Below are 19,592 nucleotides of genomic sequence, written 5' to 3' on the forward strand. Positions count from 1 at the left end.
CCGATGAGTCCCCGCTGGGTCCTGCACGTCGACCTCGATCAGTTCCAGGCCGCGGTCGAGGTCCGGCGGAACCCTGAGCTCGCCGGGCTGCCGATCATCGTCGGCGGCAACGGTGATCCGAATGAGCCCAGGAAGGTCGTCACCTGCGCGTCGTACCCGGCGCGGGCGTTCGGCGTGCACGCCGGGATGCCGCTTCGCACCGCGGCGCGCAAGTGCCCCGACGCGACGTTCCTGCCGCTGGACACGAACGCGTATGACGAGGCCTCCGAAGAGGTGATGGGCCTGCTGCGCGACCTCGGCCATCCCGTCGAGGTGTGGGGTTGGGACGAGGCGTACATCGGCGCCGACGAGTCGATCGATCCGTTCCAACTCGCCGAACGCATCCGTGAGGTCGTGGCCGCGGGCACGGGGCTGTCGTGTTCGGTCGGCATCAGCGACAACAAGCAGCGCGCCAAGGTCGCGACCGGTTTCGGTAAGCCGTCGGGAATCTTCTCGCTGACCGAGGACAACTGGATGGCGGTGATGGGTGACCGTGAGGTCGAGGCCCTCTGGGGGGTCGGTCCCAAGACAGCGAAAAGGCTTGCCGGCATGGGCGTCAACACCGTCGCAGACCTGGCCGCCACCGACGCGCAACTGTTGACGTCTACCTTCGGTCCGACGACCGGACTCTGGATTCTGTTGCTGGCCAAGGGTGGCGGTGACACCGAGGTCACTGCGCAACCGTGGGTGCCGCGCTCGCGCAGCCACGTGATCACGTTCCCCGAGGACCTGACCGACCCTGCCGAAATCGATTCGGCGGTAGTGAAACTCGCGAAGACAACACTCGCCGAGATCATCGACCAGGGCCGCGTCGTCACCCGGGTGGCGGTGACGGTGCGCACCAAGACGTTCTTCACCCGCACCAAGATTCGCAAGCTGGCGTCGGCGGGCAACAACGAACGGACGATTGTCGCCACGGCGCTGGATCTGCTGCACCAATTCGAACTGGACCGTCCGATCCGCCTGCTCGGCGTGCGACTTGAGCTCGCCGCGCCCGACGGCGGGTACTGACTAGTCACACCACGGCAATACGCTGCCCCCATGCTGAAAACGATCGCGATCCGCGGGTATCGGTCGTTGCGCGATGTGGTGCTGCCGCTGGCCGGGCTTACGGTCGTCACCGGCGCCAACGGTACGGGCAAGTCTTCGCTGTACCGGTCACTTCGGCTACTCGCGGACTGCGGCCGCGGCGAGGTGATCGGCTCCTTGGCGGCCGAGGGTGGTCTGGAGTCGGTGCTGTGGGCGGGTCCCGAACAACTCGGCGGCGCCAAGCGCACCGGACGCGTCGAGGGCACGACGCGAACCCGACCCGTCTCGCTCGAGCTGGGATTCGCATCCGACGACTTCGGCTATCTGGTAGACCTCGGGCTGCCACAGATGGCGGGGCATCGCTCGTTGTTCGCCCGCGACCCCGAGATCAAACGCGAGGCAGTGTTCGTCGGGCCCGTGATGCGGCCCGGTTCGACGCTGGTGCGCCGCACCCGCGAATACGCCGAGGCGAGTTCGGAATCGGGCCGCGGCTTCGACAAGCTCACCCAAGCGCTTCCGGCATACCGCAGCGTCCTCGCCGAGTACGCCCATCCCGGCGCACATCCGGAGCTCGCCGCGGTACGCGACCGGCTACGCAATTGGCGCTTCTACGATGGCTTCCGGGTGGACGCGACGGCGCCGTCGCGGCTGAGGCAGGTGGGTACCAGGACACAGGTGCTCGCCGACGACGGCAGCGATCTGGCGGCCGCCATCCAGACGATCATCGAAGCGGGCTTCGACGATCTGCATCGCGCCGTCGCCGAAGCATTTGACGGCGCCGCCGTGTCGGTCGCCGTGCACGACGGGCTGTTTGACCTTCAACTGCAGCAGCAGGGCATGCTCCGTCCACTGCGCGCCGCTGAATTATCCGACGGCACATTGCGTTTCCTGCTGTGGGCCGCCGCGTTGCTGAGCCCCCAACCACCCTCACTCATGGTCCTAAACGAACCGGAGACGTCGCTGCACCCCGACCTGGTCGGCCCGCTCGCGTCGTTGATCCGCGCAGCGGCGGACGCCACGCAGGTCATCGTCGTCACGCATTCGACGGCACTACTGGACCACCTGGGCGCAGTCGGGAATGCCGACTCCGACGGCGACGCGATCCAGCTCGAGTTGCGCAAGGATCTCGGCGAGACATGTGTCGACGGCCTGACCATGCTCACGGCCCCGGCGTGGGATTGGGGTAAGCGCTAGCGAGATTTGGCCGGCCGCAGCGCACGGGTGAAGAGCACGTTGACCTGACGCATGGCGACGCTGTACGGCCACCACATGGTGCGCTTGAACATATAGAGCGCCCGGATGTCCGGAGACGTGTAGACGAGGAACCTGTTGCGCCGAACGCCGCGCAGGATTCGGTCTGCGACATGTTCCGGTGACACCGCGTGGCCACTGAAGCGGTCCGTCCAACGTTGGACGCTGGGATCCTCGCGGTCCACGCCCGCGATGTGAATCGTCTGCACCAGCGGCGTTTTCACCGCGCCCGGTACCACGACAGATACGCCGATGCGGTGCCGCGCCAGGTCGAATCGCAGCACCTCGGAGAGGCCACGCAGGCCGTACTTGCTCGCGCTGTAGGCGGCGTGCCATGGCAACGCGACCAGACCAGCGGCCGACGACACGTTCACCAGATGGCCACCCCGGCCCGCGGCGACCATCGGCGGGACGAACGACTCGATGATGTGGATCGGACCCATCAGGTTGACGTCGATCATCGACTTCCAGTGCTGGTGTGAAAGCGTGGAGACAGTGCCCCACGCCGACACACCCGCGATGTTCATCACCACATCCATCGCCAGGTGCTCGGCGTGGACGTCGGCGGCGAATTCGTCGACGGCGTCGTAGTCGGAGATGTCAAAAGCACGGTAGGCGCCGACCACGCCACCCAGCGCACGGGCGTCGGCCACGGTCTGCTCCAGACCTTCGGCGTCGCGGTCGGTGAGATAGAGGTGGGCCCCTTCGGCGGCCAGCTTCAGCGCAGTCGCGCGGCCGATGCCGCTGGCGGCACCAGTGAGCAGACAACGCTTACCGGCGAAATCGCTTCTCCCAGACACGCTAGTCGCCATTCCGCTGACCCTACCTAGGCCGATTGACCGTTGCCCCAGAAGGCGGACAGCCATAGCCGCTCGACGATATCTACGGCGCGCGCGGGTTCCTCATTCCGACCGACGAAGGCACTGTCATGCATCAGCGTGAAGGAGGTCACCGCCGCCAGGGTCCGAACCAGGGCGGGCAGGTCGTCAGAGATCGGCCGCGCGTCGGGGTCGTTCTCGAGCAGAGTGATCAGTTTGGCGATGACACCGTCGTAAAAGTCGTCCATGATCTCGCGGATCTCCGCGTCGGTGTTGCGCGCCGCCGCGCATGCCGTCATCACCGGATCCTCGTTCGCGTACACGGCAGCCGCGCTACCCACCATCCGCTTCGCGAAGGCCGCAGGCGCCTCGCCGGGCTCACGGGGCGCGAAATGATGCGTGAGGTCGTCGAGCAGGTCGCCGGCGTCCTTCATGATCGTCGCGAGCACCGCGTACTTCGAGTCGAAGTAGAAGTAGAAACCTGATCGGGCGACCCCGGCTCGTTCGCTGATGGTGCTGACGGACAAATCGGCGAACGAGCGCTCGTGGAGCAGATCGCGCACCGCGGTGACGATGGCGTCACGTTGCCGGTCACCCCTGCTGCGGCGCACCTCGGGGCCGACGGACTCAGCGGTCATGGCAGTAGACCTTCGCATCGCGCCACGCCAGATCCAAACTTGACATGCGTCAAGTCTGCCATCCAGGATAAGGATAGGAGTGACAACGCCCACAGTCAGGCCACAGTCATCTTTTGCTTGAGGAGCCCAGATGCCGACGACCATCAGCACCAAGGACTACCTGCTGGACAAGGCGAAGCGACGGTTGACCCCGTCGATCACCAATTTCCCGGGTATGAGTGTGGTCGAGCGCCGGCTGCTCAACACCGACTTTCCACAGAAGACGATGACGAACCCGCCCCCGGGCAGCGAGCTCAAGGGAGTCGCCGGCGACGCCGGCCTGCCGATTTTGGGCCACATGATCGAGATGTTCCGCGGCGGACCCGACTACCTGCTGCACATCTACCGCAAATACGGCCCGCTCTACTATGCCGACTCTCCCGTCCTGCCCGCCGTCACGGCGCTCGGCCCCGATGCCGCGCAGGCCATCTACTCCAACCGAAACAAGGACTTCAACCAGCAGGGCTGGGTCCCGGTGATCGGCCCCTTCTTCCACCGCGGCCTGATGCTTCTCGACTTCGAGGAGCACATGTTCCACCGGCGGATCATGCAGGAGGCGTTCGTCCGGAGCCGGCTGGTCGGCTATCAGGAGCAGGTCGACAAGGTGGTCTCACAGGTCATCGCGAATGACTGGGTGACCAACGACCCGCGGTTCCTGATGTATCCGGCGATGAAGGAGCTCACGCTCGACATCGCCTCGATGGTGTTCATGGGTCACGAGCCGGGCACCGACCACGAACTCGTCACCAAGGTCAACAACGCGTTCACCACCACCACCCGCGCGGGCAACGCGATCATCCGCAAGCCGGTGCCGCCCTTCACCTGGTGGCGCGGGATGCAGGCCCGCAAGCTTCTCGAGGACTACTTCGAGGAGCGAGTGCGGGAACGTCGCGGCAAGGACGGTTCGGATCTGCTGACCGTGCTGTGTCAAACCGAGGACGAGGACGGCAACAAGTTCTCGGACGACGACATCGTCAACCACATGATCTTCCTGATGATGGCCGCGCACGACACGTCGACATCGACGGCGACCACGATGATCTACCACTTGGCGAAACACCCTGAGTGGCAAGACCGTTGCCGCGACGAGTCCGACCGTCTCGGCGACGGACCGCTCGACATCGATTCGCTCGAGAAGCTGGAATCCCTCGATCTGGTGATGAACGAGTCCATCCGCCTGGTGACCCCGGTGCAGTGGGCGATGCGTCAAACGGTGCGCGACACCGAACTGTTGGGCTACTACCTGCCCAAGGGCACGAACGTCATCGCCTACCCCGGGATGAACCATCGACTCGAGGAGTTCTACCCCGAACCGATGAAGTTCGATCCGCTGCGCTTCACCGAACCGCGGAACGAGCACAAGTCGCACCGGTACGCGTTCAGCCCCTTCGGCGGCGGCGCGCACAAGTGCATAGGCATGACGTTCGGCCAGTTCGAGGTGAAGACAATCCTGCACCGGCTGCTGCGCAAGTACCGGCTCGAGCTCCCACACAAGGGCTATACGACCGAATGGGATTACGGCGGCATGCCGGTGCCCAAGGACGGTATGCACATCGTGCTGCGTCCGCTGCACTGACCATGGCCGACAATCAGCGTTCCGTGGCCGGCCGCGTGCTTGCGGCACTGGCCATCGGGCGAATCGCCGCCGGCGTGCTGGCGTGGCTCAGCCCGAGCCTCACCGCACGGGTTTTCGGGATGGATGCCGACGGCGGCCAGTCGCATTACGCGTGGCGCTTGTTCGGAGTACGCGACGTCGTCATCGGCATGGGCACGCTGCTGTCGTCGGGTGCGCAGCAACGAGCGTTCGTGACCGCCGGGTTGGCGTGTGATGTGGGCGACGGCGCCGCCGGTGCCGTCGCGATATCCCGCGGCGACTTCACGCGCTCGACGGCCGGCGCCCCCGTCACCGTGCCGGTTCTCGCGGTCGCGCTCGGCGCATGGGCCCTGCGCGGCATCGCACGCTAGCCCATCGCCGCGAAATGGAATTCCAGCAGCGAAAGTCCGAGTAGAGGCCTGCTGGAATTCGATTTCGGCGAGATCAAGCCGCCAGCAGCCGGTTGGCGCACGCGATAACCGCACGCAACGCCGACTGCGTCGGGTCGTCGGCGAGGCCCACCGCCCATTCGGAGTGACCTCCGCCGGAACCGCGGATGAACGTCGCGGTGTTGTCTCCGGCCGGCAGTTGGTGGAACGCGGTCATCTCGACCGCGATCCCGCGCTCGTAGAGCATCTCCGTCAGCGCGGCGACCGGTCCGCACGCCTTGGCCGACGACGTGCTGATGCGATCTCCGACGGCCAGCGTCGCCTTATAGGTGCGGGCCTGCGGACCCAGCCGGGTGGCGGGCCGATCAGCATCGGCGCACTCCCACTGGCCCAGTCGCAATGGTCCTGTCGTGGGCGCATATTGATCGAGGAACGTTTCGAAAGACATCGCATCGGCCTCCTGGCGCAGACCGCGGGGCAGGGGTCCATCCACGTGGCTCGCGAACGGTGCTGGGCCCGTTATGGGAGCTGCACTGATTGCGGGTTCGAATGTCATGTGCCGGTCTTCTCAGTTCAGAGGAAGTGACCGACGAAGTAGCGACGACCCACAGCGAGGGGTCGGTCAGGATCAGACCCCGCTGCGGGTTGCTACTACGAGTCGCCTCGGCACGTTGGCGACTCTAGACGCCCCCGCAGGCGGGTGCAAACACATTTCAGGCGGCAACGCGGGTCAGGCGCAAAACCCCGGCCCCAGCGGGCAGCCTGCAACGGTCCGCGAAGTAACGTGAGCGCGCGATGACGTGGTGGGATGCGGCCTTTCTCGCCGCAGCAGGTGTGCTCGGCGGCCTCACCGGGAGCATCGCGGGCTTGGCCTCAGTCGCCACGTATCCCGCACTGTTGCTCGTGGGCCTGCCACCCGTTACGGCCAACGTGACCAACACGGTCGCCGTGGTGTTCAACGGCATCGGGTCGGTGTGGGGCTCGCGTCCTGAACTGAACGGGCAGGGTCCGTGGCTGAAACGTATCGCTCCGGTCGCGGCGGCGGGAGGACTGGTCGGCGCCGTTCTGCTGTTGTCGCTCCCGGCCGAGGGCTTCGAGAAGGTGGTTCCCCTTCTCCTCGCATTCGCCTCGGTGGCCATCCTCATCCCGGCCCGCCAGCGCAAGGATGCGACGGTGGCCAGTCACCGAAGACACACGGTGACGTTGGTACTCGAGTCGGCCGCGATCTTCGTAATTTGTATCTATGGCGGCTATTTCGGTGCAGCCGCGGGTGTTCTCCTGCTCGCGATACTGCTCCGGGCGGGCGGGGCGACGCTCGCGCACGCCAATGCGGGCAAGAACGTCATCCTCGGCATCGCCAACGTCGTCGCGGCGGTCATCTTCGTCTTCGTCGCACCGGTGCAGTGGTCGGCGGTCGTCCCTCTCGGCTTGGGCTGCCTCGTCGGATCACGGCTGGGTCCCGTCGTCGTGCGTCACGCACCTGCCAAGCCGATTCGGCTGGCGATCGGTGCTGCGGGACTGGCGCTGGCCGTCAAACTCGGGTTTGACGCCTTCGGCTAGTTAAGGTCAAACGGGTTGTCGCCCTTCACGACCCGGGTACCGATATCGATCAGGTTCTGGGCATTGGCATGCAGCGCCTCGCCTGCGTCGCGGCTCGCCTTGCCCATCAGGTAGCGCGACCAGGTGCCCTCGATGACCACACCGAGCTTGAAACACGCCATCGCCATGTACCAATCGAGTCTCGGCGTCTCACGTCCGCCGGCGTCCCAGTAGGCCTCGAGAAGTTCGCGCCGGGTGGCCAGCCCACCGAGTGCGCCAAGCGCACCCCCCGCGGTGATCGTGCTGGTGTCCAGCGGCCAGGTGATCAGCATCCAGCCGAGATCGAGCAGCGGGTCACCGACGGTGCACATCTCCCAGTCCACGAACGCTGCCAGCTCCGGTTTGTCGCGCCGCAGCAGAACATTGCTCATATGCGGGTCGCCGTGCATGATTCCCGGCTCGCTCTCCGGCGGGATGTTGGCAAGAAGCCAGTCGGCAAGGTCGGTGACAGCCAGCGATTCGGGCTCGTAGCGCTCGTGCCGATAGCTTTCCAACAGCCGCAGAAACTGCGGAACCTGGCGCTCCACAAAAGACCCCGGCCGTTTCAGCTCCGCGAGCGGCTTACCCTCCCATGCGGCGTTCCCCAGCCGTGCCAAGCTCGCCGCATAGGAGAGGCCGACATCGTGTCGGAAAGACTGGTCGCGGACGTACGCCTCGGCCACTTCGCTGCCGGGGTTGAAACCGTCGATCTCCTCCATCAAATAGAAGACGACCCCGAGCACGTCGAGGTCTTCGCACCCTGCGATGAAACCTGGATGCGGGACGTCGCTACCGGCGAGCGTGCGCAGCGCTGCGATCTCGCGCAGCATCGTCTTGTCGCTCGTCGGCCGCGGATGAAGGGGCGGGCGGCGCAGCACCATTGGCCGACCGTCGATATGGATCCGCACCACGATGTTCTGCGTGCCGCCGGTGAGCGGCTGTACGTCGCTCACCGTCGAGCCAAGGCCCTGCTGTTGCGCCCAGCGCTGCAACGCAGCCTGGTCGTCGTCGCTCAGTGTCGGCAGCTGCTGCGCGTCATCGGGCATGAAGACATGTTGTCAGGTCTTACGCGCCGTCAGCAGCAGGTACTCCCATTCCATCGTCGAGTCGCCGCTGAGGACGCTGTCGCCCACTTGCGCAATGGCCGCGTCGAGCTCGGCCACCCGGTCTGTGTCGTTTTCGATGTTGCGGTAGACCGCGATCGTCGGACCGTAGGTGGCCTTGAAGTAGTCACGGAAGGCGGCTCCGTCTGCGAAGTGGTCGACGGTCAGGGTGCGTCTCTCGGTGACGACGTCGGTGACGCGGTCACCGAGCAGCGCGCGGACGTGGTCCTCGTCTCCCCACAGCGGCGGCGGTTGGGCACCGGTCGGTGGGGGCGGAGCGTAGGGCTTCATCGTCGCCCACAGCTGCCCGATATGGCCTTCAGGTGTCCAACTGATCAGCCCGATCCTGCCGCCGGGTTTACACACGCGGATCAGCTCCCGTGCGGCGAGCTGATGAAACGGCGCGAACATCACGCCGATACACGACATCACCACATCGAATTCGTTGTCATCGAAGGGCAATTCATGGGCGTTGGCCTCACGCCATTCCAGCTCGACGCCTCGGTCGGCGGCCAATCGAGCGCCGGCGTCCAACAGGTCCGGGCACAGGTCACTGGCGACGACCGTCGCGCCTGTTTCGGCGGCCGGTATCGACGCGTTTCCCGTTCCGGCCGCTACGTCCAAGACCCGATCCCCCGGGCCGATGCCGCTAGCTTCAACCAGCACGGGCCCGAGCGGAGAAACGAGTTCGACGGCGAGTTTGGGATAGTCGCCGGACGCCCACATCGCGCGATGTTTGGCAGCGACCTGTTGTACGTCGAGGGTTGCTGGGGGATCAGTCATGGCGAGGCCTCCTCAGTCGAGTACAAACATGGACGTAAGCCGAAATTGACGGTCTGGTAACAGATCTGACTGGCGCCAATCCATGCCGCACCGTTCACTCAACGCCCCGAGGAGCGGGAATATCCGGTAATCGACAAGAATGTTCGCCGTTGTCCGCCCGTACGGCGGTCTCCATGAGGCTGTTGCTATGCAGCGCTTTGATGCCTTCGTCGAACACGCTGCCGTGCGGGTTGGGGTCGATCTTCGATGTGCCAGGTGTGTCTTCCTGCGCGTGTCGTGACCAAGCTCAGTCGAGAATGCGTCGCGCCACATTGGTCGTCGCCAAGTCGAGCAACTCGTCGGCCCGCCCGGCGAGAATCGTCCGGATCGCGTACAGCGAGAAGCCTTTTGCCTGCTCAACTGTGATCGCGGGTGGAATAGACAGCTCCTGCCGCGCGGTCACCACATCGATGATGGCGGGTCCGTCGAAGTCAAATGCCTCGACCAAGGCCGCCTCCAGACCGGACGGCTCTTCGACGCGCCTGCCGAAGATTCCCATCGCCTGAGCAATGGCGGCAAAGTCAGGGTTCACCAGATCGGTTCCGAAGTTGACGATGCCCGCAGCCTTCATCTCCAGTTCGACGAAATTCAACGACGAGTTGTTGAACACGATCACCTTGACCGGCAGCCGATTCTGAATCAGTGTGAGCAACTCACCGAACATCATCGACAGCCCGCCGTCGCCGGCCAGCGCCACGACCTGCCGGTCGCGGTAAGCGGTTTGCGCACCGATTGCCAGTGGCAGCGCGCACGCCATGGTGCCGTGGTTGAACGAGCCGATGAGCCGGCGACGGCCGTTCATCGTGAGGTACCGAGCAGCCCACACCACCGGCGAACCCACGTCGGCGGTGAACACCGCATCATCGGTTGCCAGCCGATTGGCAAGCCCGGCAACGTATTCAGGTCGAATGGGGGTGCGATCGCGATCGTTGACCGCAAGGTCGTCCATCCGCTTGCGGGTCTTGGAGTAATGGCGCAGCGAACGGTCCAGGTGTTCGCGCCGGGTCTTCTGTCTGAGCATCGGTTGCAGCGCGGCGAGGGTGTCCTTGACCGAGCCCACCAGCCCGAGCTCGGTCGGGGTGCGACGGCCGAGGTTGCGGCCGCGGATGTCGACCTGGACGACCTTGGCGTTGTCGGGATAGAACTGCTGATACGGGAAGTCGGTGCCCAGCATCAGCAGCGCGTCGCATTCCTTGATCGCCTTGTATCCCGACGCGAAGCCGAGCAGTCCCGTCATACCGACGTCGTACGGGTTGTCGTACTCGATGAATTCCTTGCCGCGCAGCGCATGCACGATCGGCGCGTTGAGCGTCGCCGCCGCGGCGATCAGGGCGTCGTGTGAACCGGCCACGCCGGCGCCGCCCAGAATCGTCACCGCCTCCGCGTCGTTGAGGATGGTGGCCGCTCGCTGCAGCGACTCGTCGTCGGGGCGTACCACCGACCGCGTCGCCACGACCGGTCGCGCGTTCCACCCGGAGGAGTCGGCGCGCTGCAGAAAGATCTCTCCGGGGACGACGACGACGGCAACCCCGTTGTCCTCGACGGCCGCGCGCATCGCCATCTCGAGGATGCGCGGTGCCATCTCGGGGGTGCTGACGAGTTCGCAGTAGACGCTGCACTCGCGGAACAGCTCCTGCGGGTGCGTCTCCTGGAAGTATTCCGATCCGATCTCGGTGCGCGGGATGTGCGCGGCGATCGCGAGCACGGGAACGCGACTGCGGTGCGCGTCGAACAAGCCGTTGATCAGGTGCAGGTTGCCGGGATCGCAGCTGCCCGCGCACACGGCCAGGCCGCCGGTGAGCGCCGCATCCGCCGCGGCCGCGAATCCGGCGGTCTCCTCGTGACGCACGTGCTCCCAACTGATTTCGCCAGAGCGGCGGATCGCGTCGGTGAAGCCGTTGAGGCTGTCGCCGGGCAGGCCGTAGACGCGGCGTACGCCGCTGATCCGAAGAGCCTCGATGACGTGATCGGCAACAGTCGCCACGCGTCCCACCCTATGCGATTTCGGTGCGCCTACGACCGCTGAGCGGCGGTAAGCGCACCGAAATCACCGGTTTACTTGGGGGCGAAACGCTGGCCGGCGTCAAGGCGCAGGCACTGCCCGTTGAGCATCGGATTCTCGACGATCGCGGCAACCAGCTTCGCGTACTCCTCCGGCTTGCCCAGCCGCTTCGGGAACGCCGCATCCTTGGTGAGCGCCTTGGCGAACTCGTCGGGGATGCCCTCGGTCAGGCCGGTGGCGAACAGGCTCGGGGCGATCGCGAGGGCGCGAATGCCCAGGCTGCCCATGTCGCGAGCCATGGTGAGGCACATGCCTGCGATCGCCGCCTTGGACGCGGTGTAGGCGACCTGTCCGATCTGGCCCTCGAAGGCAGCGATCGACGCGGTGTTGATGATGACGCCGCGCTCCTCCTGCTCGTCGTCGACGAGGTCCTGCTTGCTCATCTGCCAGCCGGCCAGCCGGCTGATGTTGAAGGTGCCGATGAGGTTGAGGTCGACGCACTTGCGGAAGGACTCCAAGCTATGCGGCCCGTCCTTCTTCACGGTGCGTTCGGCGGCGCCGCCGCCGGCGGTCGTGACGATGATGTGCAGGCCGCCCAGCTGGTCGATGGCCTGCTGCAGGACCTTCTCGGTGCCCTCGAAGTCGGTGACGTCGACCTCATAGAAGGTGCCACCGATCTCGTCAGCGACTTCCTTGCCCTTCGACTGCGGGCGGTCCAGCACTGCCACGTTCGCGCCGCGCTTGGCCAGCAATTCAGCGGTGGCCTTACCGAAGCCGGAAGCCCCGCCGACGATGATGGCATTCTTGCCCGAGATCTCCATTTAGTTCCCTTTCCAAAATGAGGTCAGACTGTAAAGCAACTTAGCTGACGTCACTTTTCGTTAAGGCTTTCGGGTCGGCGCGTGGGTAGCTTGGCCTCATGACGGAGCGCGGCGCTAAAGCGATGGCGGGCGTGGCGGCGGCCGCGGTCGCCCTCGGCCTGACCCAACTGCTCGTCGTCTTGTTCGGGCCTGCGGCCGATGCGCGCACCGCTGTCGGATCGGCTGTCATCGATCTCACTCCGGGCCCGCTCAAGGAATGGGCCATCCAGACGTTCGGTACGGCCGACAAACTGTTCCTGTCGATCGCGGTGATTGCCGTCATCGCGGCGATCGCGGCGGTGACGGCGCAATACGAGACGCGACGCGCTCCCATCGGCAGCGCCGCAATCGTCGCCGCCGGGGTCGCGGGGTGTGCGGCCGTGCTGTCGCGTGCGGGAGCGGGCTGGGCCGACATCGTCCCGACGATCATCGGCACCGTCGGCGGTGTCGCGGTGCTTCGGCTGCTGACCTCCGGCCGGTTCGTCGACGAACCGGAACGCGATCCCGCGATGGACTCCCCTGATCGCGGCCGACGGCTTTCGCTCGTCACGCTCGGATTCCTCGGGGCGGGAGCGCTCACCGGGGTCGGGGGTGCTGTGCTGTCGCGGCTGACGACGTCGGTCGCGGGCGACCGCAACGCCTTCGCACTACCGAAGATCGACATCCCCGCACCGGCGGTCCCGCCGACCGTGCAACCGGAAGGCGTGGCGCTGCCCTCCTTTGTCACCGCCAACGAGGACTTCTACCGGATCGATACCGCGCTGTCGGTGCCGCAGCTGAGTAGGGCCGACTGGCAACTGAGGATCCACGGCATGGTCGACCGCGAAATCACCTACCGCTTCGAGGATCTCGAACGGTTCGAGGCCGTCGAGAAGCTGGTGACGCTGACGTGTGTGTCCAACCCCGTCGGAGGAGACCTCATCGGGAACGCGGCATGGACCGGCTATCGAGTTCGGGACCTGTTGGCCGAGGCCGGTATTCACTCCGACGCGGACATGGTGCTGTCGATGTCGATCGACGGATTCACCGCGGGCAGCCCCGTGGAAGCACTTACCGACGACCGCGATTCGCTGCTCGCCGTCGGCATGAACGGAAAGCCGCTGCCCACCGAACACGGCTACCCCGCGCGCCTCGTCGTGCCCGGCCTCTACGGCTATGTGTCGGCCACCAAGTGGGTCGTCGACCTCGAACTCACCCGGTTCGATCGTGCACAGGGGTATTGGACGCCGCTCGGCTGGTCCGCGCGCGGACCGATCAAGACGCAGTCGCGCATCGACGTGCCGCGCAGCGGCCAGGACGTGGCACAGGGGGCGGTGAGGTTCGGCGGGGTGGCGTGGGCTCAGGACCGCGGTGTACGCGCCGTCGAGGTGCGCATCGATGAGGGCGACTGGAAGCAAGCCGAGCTCGGCGCGAGCTACGCCGACGACACTTGGCGGTTGTGGAGCTTTCCGTGGCAGGCCACCGAGCCGGGCCTGCACACGATCTCCGTCCGCGCCACCGACAACACCGGCGCCGTCCAGACGGCCGAGCTGGCCGACCCGATTCCCGACGGCGCGACCGGCTGGCACACCGTCTCCTTCGCGGTCGAATAATGAGCTGCAGTCCCGGCCTCGGACGCCTAGTTTTGCGTGCCGTGACTGCTGCACAGTTCTGGAGAAAGTCCCTGGGCGATGCGCTGCTCGCCGCCCGCAGGGAGCGCGACGTCGCCCGAGTGTCCGCGCTGCGCTCGGCCTTGAGTGCCATCGACAACGCGGAAACCCCCGACGCTGTGGAGATCAATGCGCCCGAGAGTGAAGCCATCGCCGGTGGGGTGGTCGGGCTCGGTGCTGCCGAGGTGGCGCGCCGGGAGTTGTCCGACGACGAGATTCGCGCCCTGGTGCGGACCGAGGTCGACGAGCGGCTGGCCGCTGCCGAGCAGGTGAGCAGCGGCGGGCACACCGAACGCGCCGCCGCCCTGCGCGCAGAAGCCGCGGTACTCACCGGCCTACTCGGAGATGTCTGACACCCGTGCCAGGCTGGGATCGTGCAGCTTCATGACGTCGTCACCGCCTCCGTCGAGGTAGGCGCCTCGTCGGCCCGACTGAAAAAGATCGCCCGGATCGCCGATCTGCTGCGCCGTGCTGGCGAAGAGGGCGATGCCGCGCTGGTCGCGGTGATCGTGTCGTGGCTGTCGGGCGAGCTGCCGCAGCGCCAGATCGGCGTCGGCTGGGCGGCACTTCGATCGTTGCCACCCGCGGCGGCCGAGCCGTCGCTGACCGTCCTCGATGTCGATGCCCGGTTCAGCGAGATCGGGGCGGTCACAGGCAAGGGCTCCCAAGCGCGGCGCGCCGAGTTGGTAGCGGGACTGTTCGGTCAGGCCACCGACGCCGAGCAGACATTTCTGCGCCGCCTGCTCGGCAGCGAACTCCGCCAGGGGGCCTTGGTGGGAGTGATGGCCGACGCGGTCGCGAAGGCGGCCGATGTTCCGCTCGCCGCGGTGCGCCGCGCGGCCATGCTCGGCGGCGATCTTCCCGCCGTCGCGGCCGCCGCGCTGACGGCAGGCGAGGTCGCGCTGCAGGAGTTCAGGCTCAAGGTCGGCCAGCCCGTCGGTCCGATGCTCGCCCAAACCGCCGCCGGTGTCGCCGAGGCACTTGAACGTATCGGTGGCACAGCGGTTTTCGAGGCCAAGCTGGACGGCGCGCGCGTGCAGATTCACCGCAGGGGTGACGAGGTCCGGATCTACACCCGCAGCCTCGACGACGTCACCGCACGGCTGCCCGAGGTGGTGGATGCGACGTTGGCACTGTCGGTCACCGATCTGATCGCCGATGCCGAGGCGATTGCGCTGCGTCCCGACGGTCGTCCCCATCGGTTTCAGGTCACCGCGTCCAGGTTCGGGCGCTCGGTCGACATCGCGGCGGCTCGTACGGCACAACCCCTGTCGGTGTTCGTTTTCGATCTGCTGCACCTCGACGGCACCGACCTCCTGGACCTGCCGACCAGTGAACGCATAGCGGTGCTGGACTCAATCGTGCCGAAGGCCCGGCGCGTCGACCGGTTGATCACCGACGACGCCGAGCAGGCGCAGAATTTCCTCGAGGTCACGCTGGCCGCGGGCCACGAAGGCGTCATGGCGAAATCGCTGTCGACACCGTACGAAGCCGGCCGTCGCGGCGCGGGGTGGCTGAAGGTCAAGCCGGTGCACACACTGGATCTGGTGGTGCTCGGAGTCGAGTGGGGGTCGGGCCGGCGCACCGGCAAACTGTCGAACATCCATCTCGGGGCGCGGGACGCCCAGACTGGCGAATTCGTCATGCTAGGAAAGACTTTCAAGGGTATGACGGATGCGATGCTGGCGTGGCAGACCGCCCGGTTCCTCGAACTCGCCGACGGCCCGACCGACGGCTATGTCGTCAAGGTACGCCCCGAACAGGTCGTCGAGATCGCGCTGGACGGCGTGCAGACGTCGTCGCGGTACCCCGGCGGCATGGCGCTGCGCTTCGCGCGGGTGCTGCGTTACCGCGATGACAAGAGCCCCGCCGAGGCCGACACCATCGACACTGTTCGTGCCCTCTACCAGCGCGGCGACTGATCGTTAGAAAGTCCCACCAAGCAGGGTCTTTCGTCCCTAGTCCCCCACGCCACCGCGGCGAAGTATGAAGCCATGAACGCGTACTTCCCGGATCGCAAGACGGTACATACGGTGTTGTCGTTGGCCATCCGGGCGCCGTCGATTCACAACTCGCAACCGTGGCGGTGGCGGGTGGGCATCGAGAGCCTGCACCTGTACGCCGATCCGCAGCGGCACTTGGCCAACACCGACCCGGACGGCCGCGACCTGCTGCTCAGTTGTGGCGCGTCACTGCATCACGCCGTCGTCGCTTTGGCGGCGCTCGGGTGGCAGTCGATAGTCCACCGCCTACCCAACCCCGCGGACCCCGAACACCTGGCCGCCATCGAGGTGCGCCCCAACCCCGCCAGTGCGCTGGACGTGACCCTGGCGGCGGCGATACCTCGGCGCCGCACCGATCGCCGGTTGTACAACGCATGGTCGGTGCCGGACGCCGACATCGCCTTGATGGGTGCACGCGCCGCGCGCGCGGGTGTGTCGGTGCGACAGGTCGCGTCGCTGCCAAAGCTGGAACAGATTGTGGCCCAGGCCGTTCGCGAGCACGCGGCCGATCACGAATATCTCAGTGAGTTATCCCAGTGGAGCGGACGTTACGCGTCGGTGGCCGGGGTTCCGGCGCGGAACACGCCTGCGCCCGATCTCGCGGCGCCCATCCCCGGACGTTTGTTCGCCGCCCCCGCGTTGGCCCAGCCCGCCGACGTCGCGTCGGAAGACGACGCCGCGGTGGTGCTGGCGCTCGGAACGAATGACGACAGCCCGCTGGCGCGGCTGCGCGCGGGCGAGGCCACGAGCCTGGTGCTGCTCTCGGCGACCTCGTTCGGGCTTGCGAGCTGTCCGGTCACCGAGCCTCTCGAGATCGTCGAGACACGAGAAGCCGTCCGCACCGAAGTGTTTGGCGATAGCGCCGTTCCCCAGATGCTGTTGCGTATCGGCTGGGCGCCGGTGAACGCCGACCCGCTCCCGTCAACTCCGCGCCGTCCGTTCGCCGATGTCGCGCAGTGGCTGGACGCTTCGCCTACGTAAGAGGTGCGGACCACCGCAACCGTGTGCCACCGTCGGCCACTCGCTCAGCGGTGAACGCACCACCGACCTCTTCGGCGCGGCGGCGAAGGTTGGTCAACCCGCTACCGGTGATGTCGTCGGGTATGCCGCGGCCGTTGTCGACGACCTCGATAGACAGGTCATCCTCGACCCTGACGCTTACGCTCAGCGACGTCGCCGCAGCGTGCCGGACCGCGTTGCTGACGCTCTCCCGCACAACGGCTTCGGCATGATCGGCCAGGCCAGCGTCGACAACCGAAAGCGGTCCGACGAACTGCGCCGTCGTCCGCAGGTCCGGGCTGGAGAATTGTGCGATGGCCTGGTCGAGCCGCTGACGCAGCCGAGTCGTCCCCAACGGGGCACTGTGTAGGTCGAAGATCGTCGTGCGGATCTCCTGGATGACTTCTTGCAGATCGTCCACACACGCCGAAATCCGTTGTTGCACTTCGGCTGACTGGGCGCGCGGGATGGTCCCCTGCAGCGCCAACCCGGCGGCGAACAGACGCTGGATGACGTGGTCGTGTAGGTCTCGCGCGATCCGGTCGCGGTCGGTCAGGACGTCGAGTTCGCGCATCTTGCGCTGCGATGTCGCGAGCTGCCAGGCCAGCGCCGCCTGGTCGGTGAACGACGCCATCATCTCGAAATGGTCTGCGTTGAAGGGATATGCACCGTCGCGCCGCAAGGCGATCACCACGCCAGCGATGTCGTCCGGCGTACGGAGCGGAAGTACGAGCGCGGGACCAGGACCGGTGCCCAATCCCAGATCGACGGTGTCAAATTTCCGGGGTGTGCCACCCGAGAACACCTGTCCGATCTCTGTGGTGCGCACCGGAATCGTCGCGTGCTCACCGTCGGCGGCGAGCGAACCGGCTGTTGCCACCACGACCAGGTCGAGGCCGTCGGGCGTGCCGACGACGGACGGCACGGCCACCACCGTGGCGTCCGCGCCGGTCAGCTTCAGCGCTTCGTCGACGACGAGCCGGAACACCGTGGCCGGGTCGGCGCCGGACAGCATCTCGGTGGCGATATCGCGTGTCGCCTCGATCCACGACTGTCGGGCCTGCGACTGCTCGTACAGGCGCGCGTTGTCGATCGCGATTCCGGCGGCCGCGGCGAGCGCTTCGACCAAGACCTCATCGTCTTCACCGAATGGTCGACCGTCGGCCTTGTCGGTCAGGTAGAGGTTGCCGAATACTTCGTCGCGGATTCGCACCGGCACACCCAGAAAGGTTCGCATCGGCGGGTGGTTCGGCGGGAAGCCAACCGAGGCGGCGTGGTGCCGGATGTCCTCCAGCCGAATGGGTTTGGGTTCGTCGATCAGCACTCCGAGGACACCGCGACCTTCGGGCAGATGACCGATCAGCTCTCGGGTCTGTTCGTCGATGCCCTCGTAGATGAACTCAACCAGATCGTGGCCTTGACCGCGCACACCCAGCGCGCCGTATCCGGCGTCGACCAGTTCGATGGCCGTGTGCACGATTGTCCGCAGGGTGGCATCGAGATCGAGGCCGGACGTGATGACGAGCATGGCGTCGACGAGCCCGTCGAGGCGGTCACGACCCTCGACGATTTGCCCGATGCGGTCCTGCACCTCGCCGAGGAGTTCACGCAGCCGCAACTGAGACAGTGTGTCGCGCAAGGGACGTGCACCGGGTCCGGTCATGACTGCCCGGGCCGACGACGTTGTTGCTCCAGTTTGGAGGCGAACACCGCCGCCTGGGTCCTGCGCTCCATGCCGAGTTTGGCCAGCAGGCGGGACACGTAGTTCTTCACCGTCTTCTCCGCGAGGAACATGCGCGCCGCGATCTGCTTGTTTGTCAGTCCCTCGCCGAGCAACCCGAGCAGTGTCCGCTCCTGATCGGTCAGTCCGGAAAGCGGATCAGGGGTTTCGGTCGAGCCGCGAAGCTTGGCCATCAACGCCGCGGCCGCCCGGTTGTCCAGAAGTGACTTGCCCGAGCCGACGTCCTTGATCGCTTGGGCGAGCTCCATTCCCTTGATGTCTTTGACGACGTAGCCGCTGGCGCCGGCCAGGATCGCGTCGAGCATCGCTTCGTCGGAGGTGTACGACGTCAACATCAGACAGCGCAGTTCCGGTAAGTCGGAAAGCAGGTCACGGCATAGTTCGATGCCGTTGCCATCGGGCAGGCGCACGTCGAGGACCGCGACGTCGGGGCGTAGCGCGAGGATCTTTACCATCGCCTCGCCCACGGAACCGGCTTCACCGATCACCTCGAGCTCAGGATCCGATCCGAGCAGGTCGACGAGGCCGCGCCGGACGACCTCGTGATCGTCGACCAGGAACACCGTCACCATTGCGAGTCCTTCACAGGGGTGACGTTAGCTGCCGGCGGCCGCGCGGTACTGCGGTAAGCCCCGTTCCCGAAAGCGGCGTCCCGTGATCTTCTCAGTGCGGATCCGGATGAAGTGGTCACGTGGGCCCTGAACCCACGGCCGCAGGAATGTGCCCGCGACCTCCACGAGGTCGTCGACAGCGGTGATCGGTTGGGCGTGCCCGACGACGGTGACGCTCCATCCGGCGCGTAGGTCCGCATCCAGCTCGTCCGCCTCGAACGCGACGACGAGGTTGTCGCACGCCGCAGCCAGTTTGGCCCCGCCTGCGACGCGGATGACGACGTCGTCGCGCCACATCCGGAAGTTGACCGGCTGAATCGCGGGCAGTGCGTCCTCGGTGAAGACCAGGCGCCCCACCCTGACCCCTTGGAGCAGGTCCAGACACTGTCTGCGGTTGAGGACATCGAGTCCCTGGGTGTTCGGCATG

At 66.3% G+C, this 19,592-nt stretch carries 19 protein-coding genes; 9 read left to right on the top strand and 10 right to left on the bottom strand.

Annotation, left to right across the window (positions count from 1 at the left end; genetic code table 11):
* Positions 1 to 3: 3 nt before the first annotated feature.
* Positions 4 to 1,050: a DNA polymerase IV gene (locus G6N36_RS09480; protein ID WP_163686289.1), complete on the top strand. Its 1,047-nt coding sequence runs from the start codon at positions 4 to 6 to the stop codon at positions 1,048 to 1,050.
* A 30-nt stretch (positions 1,051 to 1,080) separates the two neighbouring features.
* Complete coding sequence (locus G6N36_RS09485; protein WP_163686290.1) at positions 1,081 to 2,262, top strand: AAA family ATPase; 1,182 nt, start codon at positions 1,081 to 1,083, stop codon at positions 2,260 to 2,262.
* Here G6N36_RS09485 and G6N36_RS09490 read toward each other — a convergent pair.
* Complete coding sequence (locus tag G6N36_RS09490) at positions 2,259 to 3,131, bottom strand: SDR family oxidoreductase (RefSeq protein ID WP_179964753.1); 873 nt, start codon at positions 3,129 to 3,131, stop codon at positions 2,259 to 2,261. The genes G6N36_RS09485 and G6N36_RS09490 overlap by 4 nt on opposite strands.
* Before the next feature lie 14 nt (positions 3,132 to 3,145).
* Positions 3,146 to 3,775 (bottom strand): TetR/AcrR family transcriptional regulator, encoded by a 630-nt coding sequence (locus G6N36_RS09495; protein WP_163686291.1) that lies wholly within the window; start codon positions 3,773 to 3,775, stop codon positions 3,146 to 3,148.
* A 130-nt stretch (positions 3,776 to 3,905) separates the two neighbouring features.
* On the opposite strand from G6N36_RS09495, the gene G6N36_RS09500 reads away from it, so the two are divergent.
* Positions 3,906 to 5,390, top strand: coding sequence for a cytochrome P450 (locus G6N36_RS09500; RefSeq protein WP_163686292.1), 1,485 nt, complete (start codon positions 3,906 to 3,908; stop codon positions 5,388 to 5,390).
* A gap of 2 nt (positions 5,391 to 5,392) precedes the next feature.
* Complete coding sequence (locus G6N36_RS09505) at positions 5,393 to 5,779, top strand: DUF4267 domain-containing protein (RefSeq protein ID WP_220096926.1); 387 nt, start codon at positions 5,393 to 5,395, stop codon at positions 5,777 to 5,779.
* Between the two features lie 73 nt (positions 5,780 to 5,852).
* Here G6N36_RS09505 and G6N36_RS09510 read toward each other — a convergent pair whose 3' ends face one another.
* On the bottom strand, positions 5,853 to 6,353 hold the full coding sequence (locus G6N36_RS09510; protein ID WP_179964754.1) for a 2-isopropylmalate synthase: 501 nt from the start codon (positions 6,351 to 6,353) through the stop codon (positions 5,853 to 5,855).
* A 239-nt stretch (positions 6,354 to 6,592) separates the two neighbouring features.
* Between G6N36_RS09510 and G6N36_RS09515 the strand changes: the two genes are divergently transcribed.
* Positions 6,593 to 7,357, top strand: coding sequence for a sulfite exporter TauE/SafE family protein (locus G6N36_RS09515; RefSeq protein ID WP_163686295.1), 765 nt, complete (start codon positions 6,593 to 6,595; stop codon positions 7,355 to 7,357).
* Here the strand turns inward: G6N36_RS09515 and G6N36_RS09520 are convergent.
* The 4 genes from G6N36_RS09520 to G6N36_RS09535 all read right to left on the bottom strand — a co-directional run bounded on the left by G6N36_RS09520 (position 7,354) and on the right by G6N36_RS09535 (position 12,123).
* Positions 7,354 to 8,421, bottom strand: coding sequence for a phosphotransferase family protein (locus G6N36_RS09520; RefSeq protein ID WP_163686296.1), 1,068 nt, complete (start codon positions 8,419 to 8,421; stop codon positions 7,354 to 7,356). The two genes, G6N36_RS09515 and G6N36_RS09520, sit on opposite strands and share 4 nt — an antisense overlap.
* 12 nt (positions 8,422 to 8,433) lie before the next feature.
* Positions 8,434 to 9,261 carry a class I SAM-dependent methyltransferase gene (locus G6N36_RS09525; protein WP_163686297.1) on the bottom strand — a complete coding sequence of 276 codons (828 nt, stop codon included), beginning with the start codon at positions 9,259 to 9,261 and terminating at the stop codon, positions 8,434 to 8,436.
* A gap of 286 nt (positions 9,262 to 9,547) precedes the next feature.
* The gene (gene poxB / locus G6N36_RS09530) at positions 9,548 to 11,284 is read right to left on the bottom strand and encodes a ubiquinone-dependent pyruvate dehydrogenase (protein WP_163686298.1); all 1,737 of its coding nucleotides are present in this window, start codon (positions 11,282 to 11,284) and stop codon (positions 9,548 to 9,550) included.
* Positions 11,285 to 11,355: 71 nt separating this feature from the next.
* On the bottom strand, positions 11,356 to 12,123 hold the full coding sequence (locus tag G6N36_RS09535) for an SDR family NAD(P)-dependent oxidoreductase (protein WP_163686299.1): 768 nt from the start codon (positions 12,121 to 12,123) through the stop codon (positions 11,356 to 11,358).
* A gap of 98 nt (positions 12,124 to 12,221) precedes the next feature.
* Here G6N36_RS09535 and G6N36_RS09540 point away from each other — a divergent pair, with 98 nt between their 5' ends.
* The 4 genes from G6N36_RS09540 to G6N36_RS09555 all read left to right on the top strand — a co-directional run bounded on the left by G6N36_RS09540 (position 12,222) and on the right by G6N36_RS09555 (position 16,795).
* Positions 12,222 to 13,754 (top strand): molybdopterin-dependent oxidoreductase, encoded by a 1,533-nt coding sequence (locus G6N36_RS09540; protein ID WP_163686300.1) that lies wholly within the window; start codon positions 12,222 to 12,224, stop codon positions 13,752 to 13,754.
* Positions 13,755 to 13,795: 41 nt separating this feature from the next.
* Positions 13,796 to 14,164 (top strand): glutamyl-tRNA amidotransferase, encoded by a 369-nt coding sequence (locus tag G6N36_RS09545; RefSeq protein ID WP_163686301.1) that lies wholly within the window; start codon positions 13,796 to 13,798, stop codon positions 14,162 to 14,164.
* Between the two features lie 21 nt (positions 14,165 to 14,185).
* Positions 14,186 to 15,733 carry an ATP-dependent DNA ligase gene (locus G6N36_RS09550; RefSeq protein WP_163686302.1) on the top strand — a complete coding sequence of 516 codons (1,548 nt, stop codon included), beginning with the start codon at positions 14,186 to 14,188 and terminating at the stop codon, positions 15,731 to 15,733.
* A gap of 72 nt (positions 15,734 to 15,805) precedes the next feature.
* A complete protein-coding gene (locus tag G6N36_RS09555; RefSeq protein WP_163686303.1) occupies positions 15,806 to 16,795 on the top strand; it encodes an Acg family FMN-binding oxidoreductase in 990 nt (329 codons plus the stop codon).
* On the opposite strand, the gene G6N36_RS09560 is transcribed toward G6N36_RS09555, so the two are convergent.
* Genes G6N36_RS09560 through G6N36_RS09570 form a run of 3 tightly spaced genes read right to left on the bottom strand, consistent with a single transcriptional unit; the run spans position 16,788 to position 19,591 of the window.
* Positions 16,788 to 18,476 (bottom strand): sensor histidine kinase, encoded by a 1,689-nt coding sequence (locus G6N36_RS09560; protein WP_163686304.1) that lies wholly within the window; start codon positions 18,474 to 18,476, stop codon positions 16,788 to 16,790. The genes G6N36_RS09555 and G6N36_RS09560 overlap by 8 nt on opposite strands.
* Positions 18,473 to 19,126, bottom strand: coding sequence for a hypoxia response regulator transcription factor DosR/DevR (gene dosR / locus G6N36_RS09565; RefSeq protein ID WP_163686305.1), 654 nt, complete (start codon positions 19,124 to 19,126; stop codon positions 18,473 to 18,475). Before dosR ends, G6N36_RS09560 begins: the two co-directional genes overlap by 4 nt.
* Before the next feature lie 24 nt (positions 19,127 to 19,150).
* Positions 19,151 to 19,591, bottom strand: a complete 441-nt coding sequence (locus G6N36_RS09570) for a pyridoxamine 5'-phosphate oxidase family protein (protein WP_163686306.1) — start codon at positions 19,589 to 19,591, stop codon at positions 19,151 to 19,153.
* Position 19,592 lies beyond the last annotated feature (1 nt).

Origin of the sequence: Mycolicibacterium gadium, from assembly GCF_010728925.1 — a bacterium.
In the GTDB taxonomy this organism is placed as follows: Bacteria; Actinomycetota; Actinomycetes; order Mycobacteriales; family Mycobacteriaceae; genus Mycobacterium; species Mycobacterium gadium.